The sequence below is a fragment of the Flavobacterium sp. TS_SC_5 genome (assembly GCF_056156265.1).
Genome location: NZ_CM149588.1, coordinates 3,044,056 through 3,070,765, shown reverse-complemented (window position 1 = coordinate 3,070,765; position 26,710 = coordinate 3,044,056). Strand labels below are relative to the sequence as shown.

23 protein-coding genes are annotated in these 26,710 nt (G+C 33.8%); 21 read left to right on the top strand and 2 right to left on the bottom strand.

The features are described from left to right. Positions 1-83 precede the first annotated feature (83 nt). A complete protein-coding gene (locus AC0J6S_RS13240; RefSeq protein WP_474956367.1) occupies positions 84-1,040 on the top strand; it encodes a YeiH family protein in 957 nt (318 codons plus the stop codon). Here the strand turns inward: AC0J6S_RS13240 and AC0J6S_RS13235 are convergent. Further along, positions 1,024-1,773: a YoaK family protein gene (locus AC0J6S_RS13235; protein ID WP_474954243.1), complete on the bottom strand. Its 750-nt coding sequence runs from the start codon at positions 1,771-1,773 to the stop codon at positions 1,024-1,026. The two genes, AC0J6S_RS13240 and AC0J6S_RS13235, sit on opposite strands and share 17 nt — an antisense overlap. A 98-nt stretch (positions 1,774-1,871) precedes the next feature. Between AC0J6S_RS13235 and AC0J6S_RS13230 the strand changes: the two genes are divergently transcribed. Further along, positions 1,872-2,870, top strand: a complete 999-nt coding sequence (locus AC0J6S_RS13230) for a zinc dependent phospholipase C family protein (protein ID WP_474954242.1) — start codon at positions 1,872-1,874, stop codon at positions 2,868-2,870. 57 nt (positions 2,871-2,927) lie between these two features. Here the strand turns inward: AC0J6S_RS13230 and AC0J6S_RS13225 are convergent, their stop codons facing one another. Beyond that, on the bottom strand, positions 2,928-5,027 hold the full coding sequence (locus tag AC0J6S_RS13225; protein ID WP_474954241.1) for an LTA synthase family protein: 2,100 nt from the start codon (positions 5,025-5,027) through the stop codon (positions 2,928-2,930). Positions 5,028-5,187: 160 nt separating this feature from the next. Between AC0J6S_RS13225 and AC0J6S_RS13220 the strand changes: the two genes are divergently transcribed. From AC0J6S_RS13220 to AC0J6S_RS13130, 19 genes are all read left to right on the top strand, one after another. Next, positions 5,188-5,622 (top strand): thioredoxin family protein, encoded by a 435-nt coding sequence (locus AC0J6S_RS13220; protein WP_474954240.1) that lies wholly within the window; start codon positions 5,188-5,190, stop codon positions 5,620-5,622. Further along, positions 5,622-6,605, top strand: coding sequence for an FAD:protein FMN transferase (locus AC0J6S_RS13215; RefSeq protein WP_474954239.1), 984 nt, complete (start codon positions 5,622-5,624; stop codon positions 6,603-6,605). The genes AC0J6S_RS13220 and AC0J6S_RS13215 overlap by 1 nt, the downstream gene beginning before the upstream one ends. Positions 6,606-6,617: 12 nt before the next feature. Then, positions 6,618-6,830: a DUF4266 domain-containing protein gene (locus tag AC0J6S_RS13210; RefSeq protein ID WP_474954238.1), complete on the top strand. Its 213-nt coding sequence runs from the start codon at positions 6,618-6,620 to the stop codon at positions 6,828-6,830. Between the two features lie 43 nt (positions 6,831-6,873). After that, entirely contained in the window at positions 6,874-8,322 is a 1,449-nt protein-coding gene (locus AC0J6S_RS13205) for a DUF3570 domain-containing protein (protein ID WP_474954237.1), read from the top strand. A 25-nt stretch (positions 8,323-8,347) separates the two neighbouring features. Continuing rightward, on the top strand, positions 8,348-9,010 hold the full coding sequence (locus AC0J6S_RS13200) for a response regulator transcription factor (RefSeq protein WP_474954236.1): 663 nt from the start codon (positions 8,348-8,350) through the stop codon (positions 9,008-9,010). Positions 9,011-9,016: 6 nt separating this feature from the next. Continuing rightward, positions 9,017-10,411 carry a HAMP domain-containing sensor histidine kinase gene (locus AC0J6S_RS13195; protein ID WP_474954235.1) on the top strand — a complete coding sequence of 465 codons (1,395 nt, stop codon included), beginning with the start codon at positions 9,017-9,019 and terminating at the stop codon, positions 10,409-10,411. A 56-nt stretch (positions 10,412-10,467) separates the two neighbouring features. Continuing rightward, the gene (locus AC0J6S_RS13190; protein WP_474954234.1) at positions 10,468-14,802 is read left to right on the top strand and encodes a CusA/CzcA family heavy metal efflux RND transporter; all 4,335 of its coding nucleotides are present in this window, start codon (positions 10,468-10,470) and stop codon (positions 14,800-14,802) included. Between the two features lie 10 nt (positions 14,803-14,812). Beyond that, a complete protein-coding gene (locus AC0J6S_RS13185) occupies positions 14,813-15,928 on the top strand; it encodes an efflux RND transporter periplasmic adaptor subunit (protein ID WP_474954233.1) in 1,116 nt (371 codons plus the stop codon). Between the two features lie 16 nt (positions 15,929-15,944). After that, positions 15,945-17,063 (top strand): VIT1/CCC1 transporter family protein, encoded by a 1,119-nt coding sequence (locus AC0J6S_RS13180; RefSeq protein ID WP_474954232.1) that lies wholly within the window; start codon positions 15,945-15,947, stop codon positions 17,061-17,063. A 56-nt stretch (positions 17,064-17,119) separates the two neighbouring features. Beyond that, the gene (locus AC0J6S_RS13175; RefSeq protein WP_474954231.1) at positions 17,120-17,629 is read left to right on the top strand and encodes a DUF2231 domain-containing protein; all 510 of its coding nucleotides are present in this window, start codon (positions 17,120-17,122) and stop codon (positions 17,627-17,629) included. Between the two features lie 278 nt (positions 17,630-17,907). Beyond that, positions 17,908-18,765 (top strand): ATP phosphoribosyltransferase, encoded by an 858-nt coding sequence (gene hisG, locus AC0J6S_RS13170; protein WP_196854210.1) that lies wholly within the window; start codon positions 17,908-17,910, stop codon positions 18,763-18,765. Positions 18,766-18,844: 79 nt separating this feature from the next. After that, a complete protein-coding gene (hisD, locus tag AC0J6S_RS13165; protein ID WP_474954230.1) occupies positions 18,845-20,137 on the top strand; it encodes a histidinol dehydrogenase in 1,293 nt (430 codons plus the stop codon). Continuing rightward, on the top strand, positions 20,127-21,176 hold the full coding sequence (hisC, locus tag AC0J6S_RS13160) for a histidinol-phosphate transaminase (RefSeq protein ID WP_474954229.1): 1,050 nt from the start codon (positions 20,127-20,129) through the stop codon (positions 21,174-21,176). The genes hisD and hisC overlap by 11 nt, the downstream gene beginning before the upstream one ends. A gap of 24 nt (positions 21,177-21,200) precedes the next feature. Continuing rightward, the gene (hisB, locus tag AC0J6S_RS13155) at positions 21,201-22,337 is read left to right on the top strand and encodes a bifunctional histidinol-phosphatase/imidazoleglycerol-phosphate dehydratase HisB (protein ID WP_474954228.1); all 1,137 of its coding nucleotides are present in this window, start codon (positions 21,201-21,203) and stop codon (positions 22,335-22,337) included. 77 nt (positions 22,338-22,414) lie between these two features. Further along, positions 22,415-23,002, top strand: a complete 588-nt coding sequence (hisH, locus tag AC0J6S_RS13150; protein WP_474954227.1) for an imidazole glycerol phosphate synthase subunit HisH — start codon at positions 22,415-22,417, stop codon at positions 23,000-23,002. A gap of 99 nt (positions 23,003-23,101) precedes the next feature. After that, positions 23,102-23,866 carry a 1-(5-phosphoribosyl)-5-[(5-phosphoribosylamino)methylideneamino]imidazole-4-carboxamide isomerase gene (gene hisA, locus AC0J6S_RS13145; RefSeq protein WP_474954226.1) on the top strand — a complete coding sequence of 255 codons (765 nt, stop codon included), beginning with the start codon at positions 23,102-23,104 and terminating at the stop codon, positions 23,864-23,866. A 98-nt stretch (positions 23,867-23,964) separates the two neighbouring features. Further along, positions 23,965-24,720: an imidazole glycerol phosphate synthase subunit HisF gene (gene hisF, locus AC0J6S_RS13140; protein ID WP_474954225.1), complete on the top strand. Its 756-nt coding sequence runs from the start codon at positions 23,965-23,967 to the stop codon at positions 24,718-24,720. Between the two features lie 40 nt (positions 24,721-24,760). After that, positions 24,761-25,366 (top strand): bifunctional phosphoribosyl-AMP cyclohydrolase/phosphoribosyl-ATP diphosphatase HisIE, encoded by a 606-nt coding sequence (hisIE, locus tag AC0J6S_RS13135; protein WP_474954224.1) that lies wholly within the window; start codon positions 24,761-24,763, stop codon positions 25,364-25,366. A gap of 121 nt (positions 25,367-25,487) precedes the next feature. After that, entirely contained in the window at positions 25,488-26,633 is a 1,146-nt protein-coding gene (locus tag AC0J6S_RS13130; protein ID WP_474954223.1) for an alpha/beta hydrolase, read from the top strand. Positions 26,634-26,710 lie beyond the last annotated feature (77 nt).

The following is a 26,710-nucleotide window of genomic DNA, read 5'->3' as shown; positions in this document are numbered from 1 at the left end:
GCGATTGGCTTAAATAGATTTATCTGCTGACCTTTGTACTATACTAATTCAACAACTTTACATTGGAAACGCATCAAAAAGAAATTCAAAAAGAATCTTTTATTATTTTTAAAGTTGAAGCCCCTTTGCAGCAACTTATTTTTGTTGTCTTGCTATTGTTTTGTACCACAATTTTCGTTTCTCCTCCAATTGCTTTAGTATTAGGATTGATTGTCACCAACTTTTTCGGACACCCTTTTTTAGAATTGAATCACAAAGCCACCAATTATCTGTTGCAATTTTCAGTTGTTGGTTTAGGATTTGGAATGAATGTTCACAGTGCTGTTTCTGCAGGAAAAGAAGGGTTTTTGTTCACCATTATTTCTATTGTGAGTACTTTGATTTTAGGAACTTTTCTTGGAAAATGGTTTAAAACCGATAAGAAAACATCTCATTTAATTTCTTGCGGAACTGCGATTTGTGGCGGAAGTGCCATTGCTGCGATTGCACCAGTAATCAAATCCAATGAAAAACAAACGTCAGTTGCTTTAGGAGTGATATTCATTCTGAATTCAGTAGCACTGTTTTTGTTTCCTGCTGTAGGCCATTGGTTGGATTTAACTCAAAAAGAGTTTGGATTATGGTGTGCCATTGCCATTCATGATACTAGTTCTGTGGTGGGAGCGGCGAGTAAATTTGGCCCCGAAGCCTTGCAAATAGCCACAACAGTAAAACTAGCCCGAGCGTTATGGATTATCCCTGTCGCATTGATTACGGCGTTTATTTTCAAAAATAAATCTGGTAAATTAAAAATCCCTTATTTTATCGGCTTGTTTATTTTGGCGATGATTGTCAATACCTATCTGCCACAAATTGAGAATGTAGCGACGCATTTGGTTTCAGTTTCCAAAATAGGTTTGACAGTAACTTTGTTTCTTATTGGAGCAGGACTAAATAGGAATGTTTTAAAATCAGTGGGATTAAAACCGCTGGCGCAGGGAATCTTGCTCTGGACATTTATTGCAATTGCGACTTTAATTTCAATTATTTATCTAAAATAGTTTTGTGACGGAAGGTTTTTCGTTTGATCACATGAAATTGCAATCGGATATAATCATACAAAAGCGCAAACAACAAAAAGGTTGCAGCAACAAAAAGTGTTTTCATTTCCAGTAAATTATAAAGAAAACCACCTGAAATACAACCGATGAAAAAGAAAATAATAATCGATAATCGGAGGTAAATACTGGTCTTTAATTTCTTCTTTTCTTCGGGTTTTTTATAAAAGAACAACTGCGACAGTTCTATTCCTAAATCAGTAAAAAGCCCCGTTAGATGAGTTGTTCTAACAGTAGATTGAGAAATTTTAGTTACCAAAGAATTTTGTATTCCCATCGCAAAAAGCATTGCAAAAGCAATCCATTTTCCTTCGATACTGGATAATGCAGATTGTGCTCCGAAAATCCCAACACTAATCAAAATAATCATTTCCAAAGAAATAGGAATAACATGAGATAAATTGGGATGTTTTCTCGAAATTAATTCGGCTAAAAAATTAGAAGTAAATGCACCCAATAAAAAGAAAATGGTGAATATAAAAAATGTAATTGCAGCTGTGTAATCACGCTTCATGATTTCTTCGGCAAAATAGGCGAAATGTCCCGTAACATTTGTTGTCAATGTTTGTAATGATAAAACTCCTGTAACATTTACGATTCCGGCAACAAAAGATAATAAAGTGGCTAAACGAAAATTATGAATAAAAGTTCTGTTTTTTCCTTGATGTCGAAACATATTTGTAAGTTTTCTTATTTAATTAACAGAATCTTAAACCCAATTTTTTCTAATAACGATTTAAAGAAATACATTTGTACTTCAAAAAAATAAATTTAATGAAAAATTTTAAAATTAGACCTACACTAATCACTTTATCTGTTCTTGGAGTTGCCCTTTTTCTTTTGTCATGGGGCGTTATTGGTCATGAACGAATCAACAGAGCGGCAGTAATGGCATTGCCAAAACCGTTGCAAACCTTCTTTTACAATCACATTGATTTTATTACACAAGAATCTACCGTTCCAGATTTAAGAAGAAATGTTTTGAATGATAAAGCAGAACCACCACGTCATTATTTTGATATGGAAAACTTTGGTGATGTGGCTACATTTCCAAAGACTATGGACGAAGCAAAGCTAAAATACGACGAAAAATTCTTGACCAAAAACGGAATTTTACCTTGGCATATTCAAGATTTAATGGTGAAACTTACCAAAGCATTTAAGGAAAAAAGGAAAAATGAAATACTATTTATTGCAGGTGATTTAGGACATTATATTGCTGATGGTCACATGCCATTGCACACATCGGACAATCACGACGGGCAAAATACAAACCAAAAAGGAATTCACTCTTTATGGGAAAGCCGTTTGCCAGAATTGTTTGCAAAGGATTATAAGTTCAACGTACCTCAAGGCGTTTATCTTGAAAATGTAGAAAAAGCAACATGGGACATGATTTTTGATACTCATAGTTTAGTAGAACCTCTATTAGCGATTGATAAAAAATTGAGAACTTCGACACCTGAAAATAAAATATTTGTGACTGATGCTAGTGGAGAAATTGTAAAAAATAAATACGGAGGAACCATGTATTCTGATGAGTATGCCAAACAATTGCATGCCGATATGAACGGAATGGTTCAACAACAAATGAGAAAAGCTATTACAGTTACGGCAAGTTTTTGGTACACTGCATGGGTTAATGCCGGTAAACCTGATTTAAGTGGTCTTGACACTCCAGCATTAACTAAAAGAAACAGCAAACTTCTAAAAAAAGATATGAAGACTTACACTAAAGGAGATCTTTTTGGGTTGACAAACGAAAAAGAGTAACTATATATTTCCAATTAAAAAACGGGTGAAACTTTAATTTCACCCGTTTTTTTTATGCTAATTAATTTTTTGATATTTCTTTTTCTTCAACATATCCGAGGCTGTTTGATAGTAAGAAATTGTTTCGTTTACTAAATCCGATCTTTCATTTTTCAACGGTATTTGGTCATAAAATATTTGAAAATCAGAAGCTACTTTTTGATTGGGTTTCAAAGTCAATTGAAACTGTTTTACGGTTTGTTTTGGGGAAATAATCGTTAAAATATTGTCTTTAATCAATCCTAAATCCTGATAAGTAGCAATCAAAGCTCTTGGTCTATAATCTGGTTTTAAAACATCCTGCCCAAAGAATTTACTTTGGTAATCAAAACTCAATAATCCAAAAACGGTCGGCATTATATCAATTTGCGACATTAAATTATTGTATTTTTTGGGTTCAACAAAACCAGGGCTGTAAATCATTGCCGGAATTCTGTATTTATCTGCTGGAAGCTCTGTTTTTCCTGCACTCGAAGCACAATGATCGGCTAGAATCACAAAAACTGTATTGTTAAACCAAGGCTGTTTTTTGGCCATTTCAAAGAATTTTCTCATCGCATAATCCGTGTACTTTACACCGCCATCACGAGATTTTGCATCACCTGGAATATCAATTTTCCCATTGGGATACGTAAATGGTCTGTGATTGCTTACGGTCATAATGTGATTGAAGAACGGCTTATTTGCCGCTGCTTCTTTGTTTATTTCTTTGATAGCTTTGTTATACATATCCTCATCGCAAACTCCCCAGATATTGGCAAAAGTGATTTCGTTGGGTTCAAATGTTTTTTTATCTACAATTTCATATCCATTTCCTGAAAAGAAATCGCCCATGTTATCAAAATAGGAATCTCCTCCGTACATGAATTTTACAGCATAGCCTTTTTGTTTAAAGATACTTCCGGTAGAGAATTTATTTTTATTGTCTTCCCGTTTTACCACACTTTCTCCGGCTGTAGGAGGAAAGCATAAAGTAACCGCTTCAAGACCGCGAACTGTTCTGTTTCCTACGGCATAAAGGTTGGTGAAAACTAAACTTTTGGTTGCTAAACTGTCAAGAAATGGAGTAATATTTTCCTCGTTTCCATACATTTTCATAAACTCTGCACTGTAACTTTCAATAGTAATCAGGACCACATTTTTATGATTTTCCGCAAATTCATTTTTTATTTCTCTTAAAGTCGTTTCACCTGAAATGGAAGAAATTTGTTGTTTTAATTGAGCAAAAGCTTCGTTACTGGGAACTGTTTTATAGAACTTAAAATAATCTAATTCACTTTTCATAAATGCCAAGTAAAACTTATAAAGTCCATTGGCTTGTAATTCATTGGCAAATATATTTTGGGAATTTTCTCTGGCAGATAAAGCGGGAACTGCTAATAATGATAATCCGAAAAGTAGTAGGTAAACTCCTGAAATTTGGACTTTTTGCACAAAATCGGGAATGTTTTCAATATAGCTTTTTGATCTTTTTACAATGAAATAAGTAACAAGTCCTGCAATAATAAACAGCGCTGAAAATAAAGGGATAACAGGATAGGATTCCATAATATTTCCAATCACTTCATTGGTGTAAACCAAATAATTTACTGCAATGAAATTGTATCTTACCCCAAATTCATTCCAAAAGAAATACTCGCTAATTGCGTTTTGCAGAATTAAAACTACGTAAAGAAAAATGACGAAGGAAAATAACCAAAACCTGATTTGGTTTCTATATTTTGGTAAAAAAAGTAATAACCCGAATAAAATCATTTTTATGGATAGGAAAGCGATTACAATTTTAGGTATAGCACTTCCATATTCGTTAAGGATCGTGTTTCCAAATGCAACGTAAAGCAATAAGGCAATCAACAATCCAAAAATTAGATATCCGTGGGGCTTATAATATTTTGCATTGGATATAAAAATAAGATACAGCCATAAAAATCCACTAACTAAAACAAATATAAATATATCAGAAATTAACCCTAATACAAATAAAGACAGCATATCAACCCAAATAAATGATGCTTGTGTTATTGGATGAAAGAAAAGTATAAATCTTACAATAAAACTTATGCTAATGTAAAACAAAAGCAAATGATAAAACGGAGAACTTTTTATTAAAACGTTCATAATTAGATATTTATGTAAATATAGTGCATATTGGTACTTTTTATTTTTAAGATTTGCTTAATGTTTTCTAAAAATTAATATTAGCTTAAAATTAGGAAACAAGAGATTTGATCTGGTATAAAAGGAATAATTTTACTTCAAAATGTAAACCGTTATTGCAATGAAAAAAAATATTATGATTTTGTTTCTTTTCATAGGATCTTTAGGCTATTCCCAAAACTGGGAAGCAAATTTTGAAGAAGCAAAAACGCAAGCCAATAAAGAAAACAAAAATATTCTTCTTGTCTTTTCAGGATCAGATTGGTGCGCTCCATGCATTAAATTAGAAAATACCATTTGGAAATCGGAAGATTTTAAAAAAGAAGCAGAGCAAAAATGGGTAATCTATAAAGCTGATTTTCCTAAAAAGAAGGCAAATTTACTATCAGCAGAACTAACTGCCAGCAATAAAAAATTAGCAGAACAATACAACAAATCAGGAAACTTTCCTTTAGTGCTGCTTCTAGATAAAACAGGAAGTGTATTAGGAATCACTGGTTACAAAAATGTAAGTCCACAAGAATACATTCAAATCATTCTTTCCTTTGAAAAATAATGAAAAAAATACTCCTTATAAGTTTTTTATTTACAACAGTGTTAGCAACTTCTCAAATTACACACAAGAGAAAGTTGTTTATGTTGGGAAGTCCTTTTGAGGTTACTGCTGTTGCAAATGATACTATAAAAGCCAACGAGTATATTGATTTGGCTATAACTGAAGTGAAACGAATTGAAAATTTAATTTCCGATTGGATTCCAACGACACAAATCTCAGAAATCAATCGCAATGCAGGAATAAAACCCGTAAAGGTAGATACCGAAGTTTTTGAATTGGTCGAAAGAGCGATAAAAATTTCTCAAATTACCAATGGTGCCTTTGATATTTCCTATGCTTCGATGGACAAAATATGGAAGTTTGATGGTTCGATGAAAGTAATGCCAACCGAAGAAGCCATAAAAAAATCAGTTGCGAAAATTGGTTATAAAAACATTATTCTAAATCCAAAAGAACACACCATTTTTCTAAAATTAGAAGGAATGAAGTTAGGATTGGGCGGAATTGGACAAGGATATATTGCTGATAAAGTGAAAGATTTATTGTTTTCAAAAGGCTGTGTTTCGGGAATTATAAATGTTTCTGGCGATATTAATGCTTGGGGAAAACAACCGGATGGAAAACCTTGGACTATAGGAATCGTAAATCCTTTGAATAAAAATAAGATTTTTGCTACCTTCCCAATAGAAGACAGCGCAGTTGAAACTTCAGGCAGTTATGAAAAATATGTGATTTTTAATGGAATCCGTTATTCACATATTATTGATCCCAGAACGGGTTATCCGGCAAAAGGTGTGGTCAGTGTCTCTGTTTTTGCCAAACAAACAGAAATTGCTGATGCGCTGGCCACCGGGATTTTTGTAATTGGAGTAGAAGTAGGCTTGGATTTAGTAAATCAAATTAAAGGTATTGAATGCATTATTGTTGACGATAAAGGCAAAATTCATTCTTCAAATGGAATAGATATTAAAAAATATAATTAAAAAAATACATTCATGAAACAGAAGATAGCTTTTGTGTTTTTCACACTACTGATTTTGCAATCGTGCAGTTCCGTAAAACAATACGAAAAAGAAAAAATTAATGATCCTGATATGAAGATTTCTGCTCGAACAGCGGAGCGTTATGAAACATCTTTTCAAATATATCGAGAAGCTGCGGCTGGCGCCAATGGTGGAAAATCAGGTGGCGGTTGTGGTTGTAACTAATTTAACGCATCAATTCAGATTGTAAATTTGAATCCACTAAAAAATGAAAATAAAAATTTTATCTCTTTTTATCCTGATTACGGCAACTGCTTTTTCGCAAGAAAAAAGTAAAAAACCAGTTTTCAAAAAAAGAGTGTTGGAAAGTACCGAAGTCGACTTTCTAGCCAGTTATTACGATCAAGATGGTTCAAGATCAGCTGTATCTGGTGGTATTGGTTCGGAGAAACTGACTGATGTTGCTTCCAATATTGTTGTGGCAATACCCTTGAATGATGATGATGTTTTAACTATTGATTTAGGAATATCAGCTTATTCATCAGCATCTTCGAGTAACATAAATCCATTTAATTCTACGGGAGCTTCTGGTGCAGGCGGAGATGATGATGATAGAATTGCTGGCGGTCAAAAAGTTGCGGCTACGGGTCCTACTGGAACGCCTTGGCAAGCTTCTTCTGGTGCTTCAAAAAGTGATCAGCTGGTTTCTGTTGTTGCAAATTACAGTCATAGCAGTGATTCAAGAAATTTTATTTGGAATACCGATGTTTCTTTTTCAAATGAATACGATTATACTTCTGTTGGTTTTGGCGGAGGAATCGCGAGTCTTTTTAATGAAAAAAATACGGAATTGAGCTTGAAAGTAAATGCATATTTAGATCAGTGGAGACCTATTTATCCTACTGAATTACACGAATATTCAAAATATGGTTCTAATTTTTTAAATCAAGGTTATTTTAGCGGAGTTTCAGTTTTGGATCAAAACGGAGTTTCCACAACCAATTATTTGCCGTCAGCGTTTCAAACAGTAAATGCGGTTAATCGAAATTCATTCTCAGCTTCGGTAGGATTTTCTCAGGTTTTAACCAAGAAATTACAAGTTTCTGTTTTCTTTGATGTGTTGCAACAACAAGGATTATTGTCGTCTCCTTATCACCGAATTTATTTTGCTGATAAAGCGAATTTTTACATTGGACAACCGGAATATATCAGCAATTATGAAAGTACAAGTAATGCCGGAGCTTACAAATTAGCAGATGATATCGAAAGATTACCTGATTCACGTTTTAAACTTCCTGTTGGAGCACGTTTAAATTATTACGTCAATGAACATTTTATAGTGCGAACTTATTATCGTTTTTATTCTGATAACTGGGACATACAATCCCATACCGCCAGTATAGAACTTCCTGTGAAATTATCCGATAAGTTCACTGTTTTTCCCATGTATCGTTATTATACACAAACGGCTTCTAAATATTATGCACCTTACGAAACCCATTTGTCAACAGAAAAATTTTATACTTCGGATGCTGATTTAGCAACATTTGATGCGAACCAATATGGTTTTGGCGTAAATTACACCGATATTTTTACTGCGGGTAAAATCTGGAATTTTGGTTTGAAAAATATTGACTTTAGATTCAACCATTACAAACGAAGTGATAATCTGAACGCTAATATTGCTACCATTGCTTTCAAATTTGTAATGCAATAAAACCTAAATTTACAAAAAGATAAAAATGCACATATTAATTGTAGAAGACGAAGCCGGAATTGTTCAATTTCTGCAACAAGGATTAGAGGAAGAAGGCTATACAATTAGCAGTGCTTCGGATGGTTTGAAAGGATTTGAGTTGTCCCAAAAGGAAAATTTTGATTTGATTTTATTGGATTGGATGTTACCCAAAATGACTGGATTAGAACTTTGTAAATCCATTCGATTAAAAAACACTACGACTCCAATCATTTTTCTGACAGCAAAAGATACCGTTCAAAAAACAATTGAAGGATTGAAAGCTGGTGCCAATGATTACATCAAGAAGCCTTTTAGTTTTGATGAATTGGTGGAGCGCATCAAAATTCATTTCAGAAACCAAAATGAAGATGAAATTCTGACTCTTGGCAGCATCAAAATTGATATTCCGCGACATCGTGTTTTAGTAAATGAAATTGAAGTGGCATTGACCCAACGTGAATTTGAACTATTGACGTACTTGGTAAAAAATAAAGGAAAAGTGTGCACCAGAACTCAGATTATAGAAGATATTTGGGACATTCATTTTGAATATGATACTGGCGTAATTGATGTTTTTATGAATGCAATTCGTAAAAAATTGAATTTAAAAATTGAACAAGACTACATAAAAACGGTTCGTGGTGTAGGGTATATTGCTAACGATTAAATAAAAATGCAACAACTTTCCTTTAAAAATAGAATTGCTTCTAACTATATTGTTACCACAGCTTTGTTGATTTTTGTGGTTTTCTTTATTATTTATTCTATTGTTAAATATAGTGTTTACAACCATGTTAACAACGATATTAGCAGTGAAGTGGAGAAACATCTCACCGAAATTGAAATTGTGGGCAACAGTTTCCGTTTGATTCATGAAGAAGAATGGAAGGAACGGGAGCACAATACGCTGGATGTAAATCCAGTATTTATTCAGTTTATTGATCAAAATAGTAATGTGATTGAAAAATCGCCCAATCTTAAAAAATCTACTTTAACTTTTGACAAAGAAAATGCGGAAAATAAACTTTTTGATACCAAATTAGCCGATAACGCTATCCGTCAAATTCAGGTTCCCATTTATCAAAAAACAAAAGTCATTGGTTACATTTTAATTGCTATGTCATTGGAAGATGCTACGATGGTACTCAATAATTTATCCGAAGTATTGATAATTGCCTATCCTGTAATTCTGATAGTATTGTTTTTTATTGCACGTTTTTTCGCAGGAAAGAGCATAAAACCGATTAGCTCCATTATTACCACTTCCAATATTATTACCAAAGACAATCTTAGTTCCCGAATTCCGTTACCGCAAAATCGAGACGAATTGTTTGTATTATCACAAACCATCAACAATTTATTAGACCGAATAGAAACTGCTATTGAAAGAGAAAAGCAATTCACCTCGGATGCTTCACACGAATTAAGAACACCATTAACTGTAATCAAAGGAACTTTGGAAGTTTTGATTCGCAAACCCAGAGATCACGCTGAATATGAAGAAAAAATTAATTTTTGTGTCACAGAAGTCAATCGGTTGAATCATTTGGTGGATCAGTTGCTTTTATTGGCTCGATTTGAAAACCAAAAGCAAACCTTAAAAACGGAAAAAGTGTATCTAAATGCGTTATTTTTAGATACAATTGCTCTAAACTCTATAGTCATTCAATCTAAAAATATTACAGTTGCTACTGAATTTCCTCAAGAGTATTACTTGGAAACGGATAGCTATTTGTTTTCGATAGTAATTAACAATCTGATATCTAATGCATTAAAGTATTCAAATCAAAATGGGAATTTGATTGTCACTATAAAATCAATCGGCTCTAAAATTGAATGTCAGATCACTGATTTCGGAATTGGAATACCTGTTGAGGATTTAGAAAAAATATTCAATCAGTTTTACCGTTCAAAATCTAGTAATCATCCAGAAATCAAAGGAACAGGCTTAGGATTGTCTATTGTAAGAAGATTGTGTTCCTTGCTCAACATTGATATTGCAATTAGCAGCGAAGAAAATATTGGAACCACAGTAATTTTAAGTTTATTTAAAGCAGACCTTAAGTAGTTCTTAAGGAAATCCTTATCTTTAAACTTTACTTTTGAAGTATAAATAAGATAAAAATGCTCGAAAAAATTATTGCCTTTAGCTTAAAAAATAAACTAATTGTTTTACTCTTTACTTTAGGAGTTTTTGGATTTGGTTTGTTTTCTGTTTTCCAAATATCTATTGGAGCCGTTCCTGATGTGACGAACAACCAAGTTCAGGTAATTACCACTTCTCGTAACCTTTCTACACAAGACATTGAACAGTTTATCACGTATCCTGTTGAAATTGAAATGGCTAATTTGCCTGGTGTCACTGAAATTCGTTCCATTTCAAAATTTGGCTTATCTGTTGTCACGATTGTTTTTGATGAAAATTTAGGAACTTATCTTCCAAGACAACTTATTGCGGAGAAAATAAAAACTGCCTCGGAGAAAATTCCGCAAGGTTTTGGAACACCGGAAATGGGACCAATTACCACTGGACTTGGAGAAATTTATCAATATACTTTAGAAGTAAAACCAGAATTCAAGAATAATTATTCCGTTACTGATTTACGAACCATACAGGATTGGGTGGTAAAACGTCAATTGTCAGGAATAAAAGGTGTTGTAGAAATCAATACTTGGGGTGGTTTTTTGAAGCAATACGAAATTGCGATTAATCCGTCAAGTTTGAAAGCGATGAATATCACTACTACGGATGTTTTTACAGCGCTGGAAAAAAACAACAGTATAGCAGGTGGTGCCTATATCGAAAAAGTGAACCAAAGTTATTTTATCAGGGGTGAAGGAAAAGTTAATTCACTCGAAGATATTGGGAATATTGTTGTTACAAACACCAATGGATTGCCAATTTATATCAAGAATGTAGCGCAAGTTCGTTTTGGTCATGCCAACCGTTTTGGTGCAATCACCGGAAATGGCGAAGGCGAAAAAGTACTAGGACAAGTGATGATGCTTAAAGGTGGAAATTCTAAACAGGTAATTGATGATGTTAAAAATAGAGTTGCCGAAATTCAAAAAACATTGCCGGACGGTGTGTACATTAACGGTTTTCTGGAACGAAGCGAATTAGTGGGAAAAACGACTTTTACAGTTGCAGAAAACTTGATTTTAGGATGCTTAATCGTAATTTTTGTTGTCATTTTGTTATTAGGAAACTGGCGTTCCGGATTGGTCGTGGCCTCTGTGATTCCGTTATGTTTATTATTCGCCATTTCGTTCATGAATATTTTTGGTATCGATGCCAATTTGATGAGTCTGGGTGCTATTGATTTTGGAATAATTATCGATGGTGCCGTAATTATTGTCGAGTTTATTGCGTTCCAAATCACAAGTAAATCCGCTCATTTAGTGAATCTTAGTAAGGAAGAACGTCAATTGGAAATTGACCAAATCACTTATAAAAGTGCTTCCAAAATGATGAATTCGGCTATTTTTGGCCAATTGATTATTCTGATTGTTTTTATTCCAATTTTATCCTTATCCGGAATTGAAGGTAAAATGTTCAAACCAATGGCGATGACGTTTAGTTTTGCTTTATTAGGCGCAATGATTTTCTGCTTTACCTATGTTCCGGTTGTTTCTTCTTTGTTTTTAAAACCAGAAGCAGAAAATCCAAATTCAATTTCCAGTAGATTAATCCGTAAACTGAAATCCTGGTATTTACCGATAATTACTTGGGCGATAAGCAATACCAAAAAAGTAATATATGGCGCATTAGGTTTATTATTGCTGGCCGTAGGATTATTTGCAACCATGGGAGGAGAATTTATTCCTACGCTTGATGAAGGTGATTTTGTGATTCAGCCGGTTTTAAAAACAGGAACTTCATTGACAAAAACAATAGCGATAACCACCAAAATAGAGAAAATAATCCTCAATAACTTCCCAGAAGTCACACAAGTTGTCAGCAGAATTGGAGCTGCCGAAGTGCCTACAGATCCTATGTCCATGGAAGAAAGTGATATTATTGTAAAATTGAAACCCAAATCAGATTGGACTTCGGCTTCCTCCAAAGATGAATTGGCAGATAAAATAAAAGCAGCATTAGAAGAACAAATCCCGAATATGGAAATCGAATTTACGCAGCCGATAGAAATGCGTTTTAACGAATTAATTTCTGGAACCCGATCTGATGTGGCAGTTAAAGTTTTTGGCGAAGACTTAAATATTTTGGCCAAAAAAGCGAATGAAATCAAAAATGCTATTGCAAAAGTGGAAGGCGCTTCGGATATTATTGTCGAAAAAACAGAAGGTTTGCCACAAATGTCAGTGGTTTATGATCGCTCGAAAATTGCCCGTTACGGTTTGAATATTGCTGATTTGAACGAAATGATTGCGCTGGGCTTTGCCGGAAAAACCGTTGGAAATGTCTTTGAGGGCGAGAAACGTTTTGATATGGTAATACGTTTGGATCAAGCAATCCGTCACGACATTGAAGATTTACGTAATTTATATGTTCCAACGCCTAACGGAGAACAAATTCCGTTGAGTGAATTGGCTTCTATCGAATATACCGAAGGTCCCGCTAAAATTTCTAGAGACAATACCAATAGAAGAATTGTAGTGGGAATCAATGTTCGGAACCGAGATTTACAAAGCGTAGTGACCGATATTCAGAAAATTGTAGACAATCAAGTTAAAATGCCAGACGGATATTACGTGAAATATGGCGGACAATTTGAAAATTTACAAAGCGCCAAAGCCCGATTGATGATTGCAGTTCCTATCGCTTTATTTTTGATATTTATCCTTTTGTATTTTGCGTTTGGCTCCGTAAAAGAAGCCTTAATGGTGTATTCAGCAATTCCTTTATCAGCAGTTGGGGGAGTTTTATTTTTATGGATAAGAGATTTGCCGTTCAGTATTTCGGCAGGTGTTGGTTTCATCGCGCTTTTTGGAATTGCAGTATTAAACGGAATTGTACTAATCGAACATTTTAAAGAACTCAAACACCAAGGCATGAAAGATATCGATGCATTAATTTTAAAAGGAACTACCGATAGATTACGTCCGGTTTTATTAACCGCGTCGGCTGCCGCATTAGGATTTTTACCCATGGCAATTTCATCTTCAGCTGGAGCCGAAGTGCAACGACCATTAGCAACGGTAGTGATTGGCGGATTGTTTACGGCAACTATTTTGACGATGATTGTGTTGCCTATTTTATATAAGGTTTTTGATAGTCAATCCTTCAAAAAAGCGAAGTTTAAGAAACATCAAAGTTCCACTTATATCATTTTGTTATTGTTGAGTTCTTCGTTGGCTTTTTCACAAAATGCTAATCCAGAATTGGATAGTTTATTGTCTAAAGCACTTCAAAATAATAAAGGAATTAAAGCGGCTCAATTGCAAGTGGATAAAACAAAAGCCAATATCAAAACTGCAAATACTTTTGATAAAACCAATCTTTATTACAGTTACGATCAAAATAATTTGGCAATCAATAACGAACCTTTAAGAGTATTTGGCATACAGCAACGTTTTGCTTTTCCGACGGTTTACGGAGCGCAAAAAAAAGTATTTTCCTCAGAATATGAAAGGGTAAAAGCCAATTTTGATATTCAAAAAAACAAACTTTCATTGGCTGTTTCTAAGTCGTTTCAGCATATCGTTTATTTGCAACATCAAGAAAAACTCTATCAATATTTAGATAGTTTGTACCAAAATTTCTCTAAAGCAAGCGACAGACGTTTTGAATTAGGAGAAACTAATTATCTTGAAAAAATTACTGCTCAAGCTAAATTCAGACAAATTAGAACCAAACTTTCACAAATTGAAAATGATAAAAAAGGACAATATGAACTGTTGCAATCATTGCTTCAAACCGATGAAATTATAGTAATAAATAGTAATTCAATTACACCTCTAAATACTTTTATTGATGCAACAAGTAAATCATTTTATACTGCTTATTTAGAAAGTGTTACCACAAATTATAAAAACCAGATAGAGCTGCAAAAACAGCATTGGCTACCGGATATTAACTTGGATTATTTTCAAGGAAGAAATAACGGTTTATCACAATCGTTGTATGGTTTTCAAGTTGGTTTAGCAGTACCAATATTATTCTCTGGACAAGTTGCTAAAAGCAAAGTAGCGCAGCTTGAATTACAAAGTTGGGAACAACAAAAACAAAATGAGGAAGTAAAAATAGAGAAGTACATTTCTCAAAAAAAGAATGAATTAGCGAAGTATCAGGAAGCGATAAATTACTACAATCTGTACGGAAAAAAATTATCGGATGAGATTATAAAAGTGGGAAACAATAGCTACAAACATGGTGAGATTGATTTCTTTCAATACATCCAAAGTTTAGAAAATGCTACAACCATTCAGGTGGATTATTTAGATACTATTTTGCTATTCAACCAAACCCAATTAGATTTACAATACCTAAATTTTTAAAATACAAATAATGAAAAAATCTCTATATATAATTGCTCTATCCATTGCTTTATTTTCTTGTAAAGAATCAAAAACAGAGGAAGTGGAACAAAAAGACGACGGTTTGACAACTGTAACTTCCGTCCAATTCAAATCTTCTGGAATGGAGATTGCCACTCCAACAGAACAGGATTTTGATGTAACGGTAAAAGCATCGGGAAAAATTGATGTTCCACCACAAAACCGAGCTAAAGTAAACACTTTTATGGGTGGCTATGTGAAATCAACAACACTTTTGGTTGGAAATAAAGTGACTAAAGGACAAGCTTTGTTAACGCTACAAAACACGGAATTTCTTGATATTCAAAAAGATTATATGGAAGTGGCTGAGCAACTTAATTTCCTGAAATCGGAGTATGACAGGCAAAAAACCTTGTATGATGAAAAAATAACTTCGCAGAAAAACTACCTAAAAGCAGAAAGTGAATACAGAAGAGCCAAAGCAATGCATCAAAGTTTACGCGCCAAATTAGTGCTTTTGAATATTAACCCAAGAAATGTAGAGAAAGGAATTTTGACTTCAACAATCACTATTTTTTCTCCAATAACAGGTGATATTGTGATAATGAATGCCAATGTGGGAATGTATGTGGCGCCTTCGGATGTGATTTTAGAAATTGTCGATACGGATCATTTGCATTTAGAGTTGGCCGTTTTTGAGAAAGATATTTTGAATGTGAAAATTGGGCAAAAGATACATTTTAAAGTTCCTGAAGCTTCTAAAGATGTTTTTAATGCCGACGTACATTTGGTTGGAAAATCAATTGAAGGAAATGACAGAACGATTAATATTCACGGACATTTAGATGATGCCATAAAACAAAAACTATTGACGGGTATGTTTGTAGAAGCTGAAATAATTATCGATTCTAAAAAAGGTTTAGCCATTCCTTCTGAAGCATTACTAACTGAAAACAACAAAAATTTCGTGCTTTTATTGGACAATGAAAAAAACGGATATTCATTCAAGAAAGTAAGCGTTAAAATAGGCGAGAAATCTGAAAAGTTTGTCGAAATACTTCCAAATACTATGATTAATGATTCTTCAAGAATTTTGACAAAAGGGGTGTTCGATTTGGCTAATTAATTAAAATGTAAATAAAATGGACTTGAAAAAACTAAAAGATCAGTTGCAAACAGAGGTTGATACTGCCTTTTTGTATGATAGTATTGCGGCCATTCAATCGGACGACAATCTTTCAAGAGTATTATTGAGTTTGGGTGAAATTGAAAAAGGACATGCGAAACACATGCTTGATAAAGTGTTGACTTTGGAACCAAATTATAAAATGCCTTCGCCTTCAGGAAGAGCAAAATTCCAATTGAAGTTGGGTAAAATCTTTGGTTACAGTTCTATTATTAGCAATCTTTCTAGTATTGAAAAGCAGTTTGCAGTAAATTCAATTAAAAATAAACTTAAAAGCGGAGAGAAACCAACAGGTTTTGAGCACAATCATCTTAATATTATTGAAGCTGTAAACAATAATGCTGCCTTGAATGTTTCCGGTGGCTTATTGTCTAAATTTGAAAGCAGGCATAAATCAGTAGGCGGAAATGCATTGCGAGCTGCTGTTTTAGGTTCTAATGATGGATTGGTTTCGAATATGAGTTTAGTCATGGGAGTTGCCGGAGCAGCTGTTTCTAATAATACCATACTATTAACCGGAATTGCGGGACTTATGGCAGGAGCAATCTCCATGGCTTTGGGCGAATGGCTTTCGGTACAAAGTTCACGAGAATTAAATCAGCGCCAAATCGATTTGGAAACCGAAGAATTGGAAGCTTCACCCGAAGAAGAGAAAAAAGAATTAGTTTTATTGTATCAGGCCAAAGGAATGAATGCTGTCGAAGCACAAAAACTGGCTGATAAAGCTTTTGAAAATCCTCAAACGGCAATTGATGCAATTATCACGGAGGAATTGGGAATTGATAAGGAAGAATTAGGCGGTTCAGCCTGGGAAGCGGCAATAGCTTCATTTGTACTTTTTGCTATTGGAGCGATAATTCCATTATATCCATTTATGTTTTTAGATGGAAAAAACGCCATTTTATTGAGCGTCGGAAGCAGTGTTATTGGACTTTTTGGGATTGGTGCCGCTATTACTTTACTTACAGGAAAAAGCGTTTTATTTTCCGGATTTAGACAAGTTTCTTTTGGATTGCTGGCTGCAGCCGTGACTTATGGAATTGGCTCCCTAATCGGAGTTTCACTGGCGGGATAAAATAATTAACGTCTTAAAAAATATTGAGTAGTATTAAACTTTTAAATAAAAAAATTATGAATGATGCTCATTTACACTTGGTTGTTAACCATTTTCCAATTATTGGAACTTTTTTTGGAATTGCAATCCTGATTACAGGAATATTATTAAAGAACAATTCTATAAAAAATACTGCTTATGTTTTATTCATAATTGCAGCAATTTTTGGTGCGTTCAGTATGGGAACCGGAGAAGGAGCAGAGGAAGTGGTGGAAGATTTTCCAAATATTGGTAAAGCAATCATCCATGAACATGAAGAATTAGCGGAGAAATTTGCTTTACTGCTTTATGCAACCGGAGTTTTTGCGTTGATTACATTAGTTACAACTGCAAAAAAGTTCCGATTGGCTAAAATATTTTCCATTATTACGCTTGTTTTAGCATTGATAAGTGGAATTATGTCGATAAGTGTTGGAACTTCGGGTGGAGAAATTCGTCATACAGAAATCAGGGAAAACAGCGCCGCTTCTGCACCGTTGAATGAGAATCCAGCTGTTACTAAAGAATATAAAGAAGATGAAAAATAATTTTAATTTAACAAAAATCACTGGTTAAGTTACAATAAAAATTGCTTTGTAAATAATTTATCTCTTATATTTGCACAAGAATTAAAACAAGTACACTAAAATGTTTACAAATCAATTGCATCATCATCATTTTCATTATTGCTCTCAAGCGATGTGTTAATGGTATGTGTGTAAATCATCATATTCTAAAAACCCGTTTGAGTACATCAAACGGGTTTTTTATTACCCATTATTTGTACTCAATCAAAATATTTTAAACAAAAACAAAAAAAGACAAAATGAGTACATTAAAAATTGCAATTCAAAAATCAGGACGTTTAAACGAAGACAGTATTCAAATTCTTAAAGATGCAGGTATTTCAATAGATAACGGAATCGACCAATTAAAAGCCGAAGCATCTAATTTCCCTTTAGAAGTTTTATATTTAAGAAATTCGGATATTCCTCAATATTTGATTGATGGAGTTGTAGATATTGCTATCGTAGGGGATAATCTTTTAGTTGAAAAAGGCGGGGATATTGAAGTAATTCAAAAATTAGGTTTTTCAAAATGTAAAGTATCTGTTGCTGTACCAAAGGCATTCGAATACAAATCCGTTAAAGATTTAGAAGGTATGCGCATTGCAACTTCTTACCCTAAAACAGTCCTTGATTTTTTTAGTTCTAAAGGCGTGACAGTTGATATTCACCAAATTTCAGGTTCAGTAGAAATTGCTCCAAACATTGGTTTAGCTGATGCTATTGTTGATATTGTTTCCAGCGGAAGTACTTTATTTAAAAATAATCTGAAAGAGGTTGAAGTTATTTTTAAAAGTGAAGCAGTTTTAGCTGTTTCGCCAAAAGTAAGTCCTGAATCTCAAAAAATAATTGATACGTTAAAATTCAGAATCGAATCTGTTTTAAGAGCAAGAAAATCAAAATACATTTTGATGAACGTTCCAAATGACAAAATTGAAGCAGTTGGTAAAATTCTTCCTGTATTAAGAAGTTTAACCGTATTGCCATTGGCACAAGAAGGATGGAGCAGCGTACACTCTGTAATCGACAAAGATACTTTTTGGGATGTAATTGATCAACTGAAAGAAGCCGGTGCCGAAGGTATTTTGGTTTGTCCAATTGAGAAGATGGTACTTTAAGAATTTTAAATTATAAATTGTGAATTATGAGTTTAAAAACGGAATAATTCTATTATTTAATCTTTGAATAAAACTATAAATGAATAAAATATACAATCCAAAAGCAGAATCTTGGTCCTCAATTTTAGAGCGTCCTACCAAAACTATTGATGACATTGAAGCCACTGTAAAAGAAATTTTCAGTGAAGTTCAAAAGAAAGGTGATGTTGCTGTTGCAAAATATACGTCGCTTTTTGATGGTGCCAAAATCGATTCAATTGAAGTTTCTAAAGCTGAAATTGATTTGGCAATTGCTTCCGTTTCTCCAGAGTTAAAAGAAGCTATTGAGTTAGCCAAATCTAATATTTCGAAATTTCATATTGCTCAAAAAACAGATAGAGTTACTGTTGAAACAATTGAAGGAGTAAATTGCTGGCAGGAAAAAAGACCTATTCAAAAAATAGGATTGTATATTCCTGGTGGAACCGCACCTTTATTTTCTACTGTTTTAATGCTCGCTGTTCCTGCAGAAATTGCAGGTTGTAACGAAATTGTTCTTTGTTCGCCACCGGATAAAAATGGAGTTGTAAATCCTGCGATTTTGTATGCTGCAAATTTATGTGGTGTGACAAAAATATTAAAAGTTGGAGGAATTCAAGCTATTGCAGGAATGACTTTTGGAACAGAAACGATTCCGAAAGTGTATAAAATTTTTGGTCCCGGAAATCAATTTGTGACAGTTGCAAAGCAGCTCGCGACTCAATTTGGGGTAGCAATAGATATGCCAGCTGGACCATCAGAATTACTGATTGTTGCTGATGAGACTGCAGTTCCGGCTTTTGTAGCTTCGGATTTGTTATCACAAGCAGAACACGGAGCGGATAGCCAAGTAATTTTAGTTTCTACTTCCAAGAAATTAATTGATGCCGTAGAGAATGAAATTCAAATACAAATGGAAGCGTTGCCAAGAAAAGCGATTGCCGAAAAAGCGATTGCGAATTCTAAGTTAATTTTTGTTGAAAATGACAAAATTGCTTTAAATTTAATTAATGAATATGGACCGGAACATTTTATTATCTGCTCCGAATATGATGATTTTTACAGTAATGGCGTTCAAAACGCAGGTTCTGTATTCATAGGAAACTATACACCAGAAAGTGCTGGGGATTATGCTTCCGGAACCAATCATACATTGCCAACGAATGGTTATGCCAAAAATTATAGCGGTGTAAATCTGGATAGTTTTACGAAAACGATGACTTTTCAAAAAATAACCGAAAAAGGGATACAAAATATCGGGAAAGCTATAGAAATCATGGCAGAAGCGGAAGGTTTACAAGCACACAAGAATGCAGTTACATTACGATTAAAAGCGATTGAAGATGGAAAATAATTTTGATATAAATAATTTAGTTAGAGAAAACGTTAAACAAATGAAACCCTATTCTTCGGCTCGCGATGAATTTGAGGATTTTGACACCGCAGATATGATTTTTCTGGATGCTAATGAAAATCCGTTTGAAAATGGGGTGAATAGATATCCGGATCCACAACAAATGAGTGTAAAAGAGGTTTTGGCTAAACAAAGAAACGTCAAAACAAATCAAATTTTGCTAGGAAACGGAAGTGATGAAGTATTGGATTTGTTATTTAGAGCTTTTTGCGAACCAAAAACGGACAATGTAGTTACTTTGCCACCAACCTATGGAATGTATGGCGTTTTAGCTAATATTAATGCTGTAGAAAACAAAGAAGTATTACTTTCGGATGATTTTCAACCGCAAATTGAGAAAATCATGGAAGCTGTTGATGAAAACACAAAAATCATCTTTTTGTGTTCTCCAAATAACCCAACCGGAAATTCCTTTTCAGATGAAAGTGTTGCGTATCTTTTGCAAAATTTTAAAGGATTAGTGGTGATTGACGAAGCCTATATTGACTTTTCAAAGAAAGAAAGTTGGATCAATGAATTAGATGAATATCCAAATTTGGTAATTACCCAAACACTATCAAAGGCATATGGTTTAGCAGGTATTAGATTGGGAATTTGTTATGCATCTGCGGAAATAATTTCTGTTTTAAATAAAATTAAACCACCTTATAATGTGAATGAATTGAGTCAAAAAAGGGCTTTGGAACGGTTGGACAATCCGGAAAAAATAAAATCTGAAATTAACTCTATTATAGTGCAAAGAGAGGATTTACTTAAAGTATTACTTGATATTAAATTTGTCGAAAAAATTTATCCAACAGAAGCCAATTTTATTTTGGTAAAAGTGGATGATGCCAATAAAAGATACGATGAATTGATTGCAAAAGGAATTGTAATCCGTAATCGAACAACCCAACCATTATGCGACAATTGTTTGCGTTTTACTGTTGGAACTGAACAAGAAAATATAAAATTAATTGAGGTTTTAAAACAACTTTAAACCTTAGACTTTAAACTTTTTTTAATGAAAAAAATACTTTTTATAGATCGTGACGGAACAATGGTTTTGGAACCAAATGATTATCAATTAGACAGTTTTGAAAAATTAGAATTTTATCCAAATGCCTTTCAATATCTTGGTAAAATAGCAAAGGAATTGGATTTTGAATTAGTAATGGTGACAAATCAAGATGGTTTGGGAACTGATTCTCATCCTGAAATTAACTTTTGGCCAGTTCATAATTTAATTATGAAAGCGTTTGAAAATGAAGGAGTAGTTTTTAAAGAAGTTTTAATTGACAAAACATTTCCACACGAAAATGTGCCAACTCGCAAGCCTGGCACTGCTATGTTGACCAAATATCTTAATAATCCAGAATATGATTTAGAGAATTCATTCGTCATAGGAGACAGAATAACCGATGTTGAATTAGCAAAAAACTTGGGTTCAAAAGCGATTTTCATTAACAGAGATGAAGCTTTGGGAGGAGATGAAATAGCCTCTAAAAGACATGAATTGGATTCGGTTATTGCTTTGCAAACTACTGATTGGAAAGTAATTTATGAGTTTTTGAAATTAGAAGAGCGTTCAGCAACCATTTCTAGGAAAACGAATGAAACTGATATTTTCATCAATTTAAATCTTGACGGAACAGGAAAAAGCAAAATTGAAACAGGTATTGCTTTCTTTGATCACATGCTAGACCAAATTGCGCGCCACGGACAAATGGACTTGGAAATCCTTGTAAAAGGAGATTTAGAAGTGGATGAACACCACACAATTGAAGACACTGCGATTGCACTTGGTGAAGTTTTTGCGAAAGCATTAGGAAATAAGTTAGGAATAGAACGTTACGGTTTTTGTTTACCAATGGACGACTGTTTAGCACAAGTTGCCATTGATTTTGGAGGCAGAAACTGGCTGGTTTGGGAAACCGAATTCAAACGAGAAATGGTAGGTAAAATGCCGACGGAGATGTTTTATCATTTCTTCAAATCATTCTCGGATGGTGCCAAAGCTAACATTAACATCAAAGCAGAAGGAACAAACGAGCATCACAAGATAGAAGCCATTTTTAAAGCTTTTGCAAAAGCTATAAAAGTAGCCGTAAAAAGGGATGCGGAGAAGATGATTTTGCCAAGTACCAAAGGAATGTTGTAAAATTGTTTAAAGTTTAAAGTTTCAGGTTGACTCGAGCAACTTTAAACATTAAACTTTAAACTTTAAACAAAACTAAAATGAAAATAGTAATCATAAATTACGGAGCAGGAAATATTCAAAGCATAAAATTCGCCATTGAAAGATTAGGTTTTGAGGCTGTTTTGAGTAACGATTGGACAGAAATTAAAGCTGCGGATCGAGTAATATTTCCTGGTGTTGGAGAAGCTAGTTTTGCAATGAAAATGCTTATCGACAGTGGTCTTGATGTATTAATCCCAACCTTGAAACAACCCGTTTTAGGAATTTGTCTGGGCATGCAATTGATGTGCAACAAATCAGAGGAAGGGAACACTACAGGCTTAGGAATTTTTGATGTTGATGTGATTAAATTTACACCAAAAGTAAAAGTACCACAAATGGGTTGGAACCAAATTTACAATTTGAAATCGGATTTATTCAAGGGCATTTCTGAAAATGAATATATGTATTTAGTACATAGTTTTTATGCTCCAAATTGTCCTGAAGCCATTGCTACAACAGATTATGAAGTCGAATATGCCTCGGCTTTACAGAAAGATAATTTCTATGGAACACAATTTCACCCAGAAAAAAGTGGCGATATTGGAGAACAAATTTTGGCAAATTTCTTAAAATTAAAGGATTGAAAAATTCAAAGATTGAAAAATTAGAGAGTCAAAAATTTCTTTGACTAACAATGTCAATCTTTAAATAATTCAATTTTTAAATCTTTAAATTATAAATAAATGAGAATAATACCCGCAATAGATATAATAGACGGAAAATGTGTTCGCTTATCAAAAGGCGATTATAACACAAAAATCATCTACAACGAGAATCCGCTTGAAGTGGCTAAGTCATTTGAAGCACACGGAATTGAATTTTTGCACTTGGTTGATTTAGACGGAGCAAAGTCAAGCCAAATTGTGAATTATAAAATATTGGAGCAAATTGCTACTCACACCAAATTAAAAATTGATTTTGGTGGTGGATTAAAATCGGATTCCGATTTAAAAATTGCGTTTGAAAGTGGTGCGAATCAAATTACAGGTGGAAGTATTGCCGTTAAAAACAGAGAGTTATTCGAAAAATGGATTGCTGAATATGGTTCGGATAAAATCATTTTGGGAGCAGATGCAAATAATGAAAAAGTAGCCGTTTCGGGTTGGTTGGAAGATTCAAATGAAGATTTGATTCCATTTATCCAAGATTACCAAGGCAAAGGAATTCAGTATGTTATTAGTACGGATATTGCCAAAGACGGTATGCTTGAAGGACCATCTTTTGATTTATATAAAAAAATACTTGATGTATGCACTGTCACTTCGAGCGGAGTCGAGAAGTTGGCGGAAGCCAAGGGCATAAAATTAATTGCTTCAGGAGGAATTTCTACTTTTGATGAGCTACCAAGACTAGCCGAATTAGGTTGTGAAGGAACGATAATCGGTAAAGCAATTTATGAAGGACGAATTTCATTGAAACAGCTTGAAAACTATATTTTAAATAAATAGATTATTTCACAAAGTCACAAAAAGAAAACACAAAGATTCTCTAAAAATTTTGTGTACCTCTGCGTTACTTTTGTGAATCTCTTTGTAAAAACAAAATTATGCTTACTAAAAGAATTATTCCTTGTCTAGATATAAAAAACGGACGTACCGTCAAAGGTGTAAATTTTGTAGATTTGCGTGACGCCGGCGATCCCGTAGAATTAGCCAAAATATATTCGGATGAAGGTGCTGATGAATTGGTTTTTTTGGATATTTCGGCAACGGAAGAAAGAAGAAAAACCCTAGTTGATTTGGTTCGTAAAGTAGCTTCAACTATTAATATTCCGTTTACTGTTGGTGGTGGGATTTCATCTGTAAAAGATGTTGAAATATTGTTGCAAAACGGAGCTGATAAAGTTTCTATTAATTCATCGGCAGTCAAAAACCCGCAGTTGATTAATGATCTGGCACAAAAATTTGGAAGTCAATGTGTCGTTGTTGCGATTGATGCCAAACAAATTGATGGTCAATGGATTGTTTATTTAGTTGGAGGAAAAGTACCTACAGAATTGAATTTATTTGATTGGGCAAAGGAAGTCGAAGAACGTGGAGCAGGTGAAATATTATTTACATCAATGGATAATGACGGGACGAAAAACGGGTTTGCTAATGAAGCTTTGGCGAGACTTTCGGAATTAGTCAATATTCCAATTATTGCTTCTGGTGGCGCGGGAAACATACAGCATTTTGTAGATACTTTTTTGGATGGAAAAGCAGATGCAGCATTGGCCGCAAGCGTATTTCATTTTAAAGAAATTGAAATAAAAACATTAAAAACAGCGCTTAAAAATAACAATATTGAGGTTAGAATTTAAGTCTTAGTACTTAATTCTCACTACTTAATACTTAAAAAAAATGAACATAGATTTCTCAAAAAATACAGATGGATTAATACCAGCCATCATTCAAGACAGCGAAACCAAAACGGTTTTGATGTTGGGTTTTATGAATGCTGAAGCGTATCAAAAAACGGTGGAAACTAAAAAAGTAACATTTTATAGTCGCACCAAACAAAGACTTTGGACGAAAGGAGAGGAAAGTGGCAATTTTCTGAATCTGATTGACATCAAAAACGACTGTGATAATGATACTTTGTTGATTCAGGTTAAACCAGAAGGGCCAACATGTCACAAAGGAACTGATACGTGCTGGAATGGCGAAAATAAAGGAAAATATGGTTTTATTTCAGATTTAGAAGATACCATCCAACTTCGAAGAGAAAATGTAGACTCTGAAAAAAGCTATGTGGCTTCCTTATTTAAATTAGGGATGAACAAAATTGCACAGAAAGTTGGCGAGGAAGCCATTGAAGTGGTGATCGAAGCTAAAGATGACAATGACGATTTATTCTTAGGCGAAAGTGCCGATTTACTTTTTCATTATCTTATTTTATTGCAAGCCAAAGGTTTTAAATTAGATGATGTTGTTGAAGTTTTGAAAAGCCGCCAGAAGAAAAATTAATTTATTTAAATTTCATTTATAAAAACCCAATAGGAAATTCATTTGCTATTGGGTTTTCTTTTTTCTTTTATTTCCAATGGCAATCGACTATATTTACTATTATTTATAATTAAAGAAGCGCATGCACATAATGAATACAGATAATACCACCTTTAACCCTGATTTAAACAATTCCATAATAAATACCGGACTGCATATAATAATGACAACTGACGAAGATGATTCTCGACCGGTTTACATCTCAGGAAATTTTAATAATTGGCGAACACAGGACAAAGAATTTGTAATGGAAAAGATTGGAAACGGTTCATATCATTACAAATTTTCTCATGATTTTGATTATCCTGCTATGCTTTTGTATAAATTTACAAAAGGAGATTGGAGTGAAGTTGAAATTGACAGCCATGGAAATCGAACCAAAAATCGCTCCACAATAGCGCATACTGGAATTCAAAACGAACACGTTGCCAGGTGGAGGAAAAACTGGTTGCCATTTAAACAATCGTATTTGCCACAAGTGCAGTTGATATCGGATGAATTTGAGATTCCGCAACTCAACAAAACCAGAAAAATTTGGGCGCTTTTGCCACATGATTATGATAATTCGATAGAGAGTTATCCGGTGATGTATTTGCAGGATGCTCAAAATTTATTCAATGAAAATGCTGAATTTGGAAATTGGGAAATTGACAAAAAACTGGCAGTTATGTCTGAGTATAAAATCGGAAAAATTATAATAATTGCAATAGAACACGCCGAAGAAGATCGCATAAAAGAATACAATGTTGGGAAAACAGTTTTGGGAAAAGGGCAAGGCAAGAAATACATTCGCTTTGTAACGGACACATTAAAACCCTATGTAGACAGTCATTTTAGAACCAAAAAAGAACGAGAATTCACAGGAATTGGAGGAAGCTCGATGGGCGGATTAGTGAGCATTTTTAGTGGGTTGAGAAATCCTGAAGTGTATGGAAAATTAATGATTTTTTCCCCGTCATTGTGGGTTGTTCCCGAATTAAAAATTGACCCAAAGAAAGCGAATACTGCTGATACCAAAGTGTATTTATATGCTGGCGGTGATGAAAGTAAAACCATGATTGAGCATGTAAATAAGTTTCAGAATGATTTGATTTCAAGTGAATTTGTGAAAGAAAAATCGAACATTAATTTAAGTATAAACAGGCAAGGAAAACATAGTGAAACGTATTGGAGTGATGAATTTCCTAAGGCAATCGAGTGGTTGTTTTTTAATACAAAAAATTCGTAAAGAAGCGATTTATTGAATATAAAACAAAAAAAGTATCAGGCAATGCTATTGCATTTAATCAGTTAGCTATAAAAAAA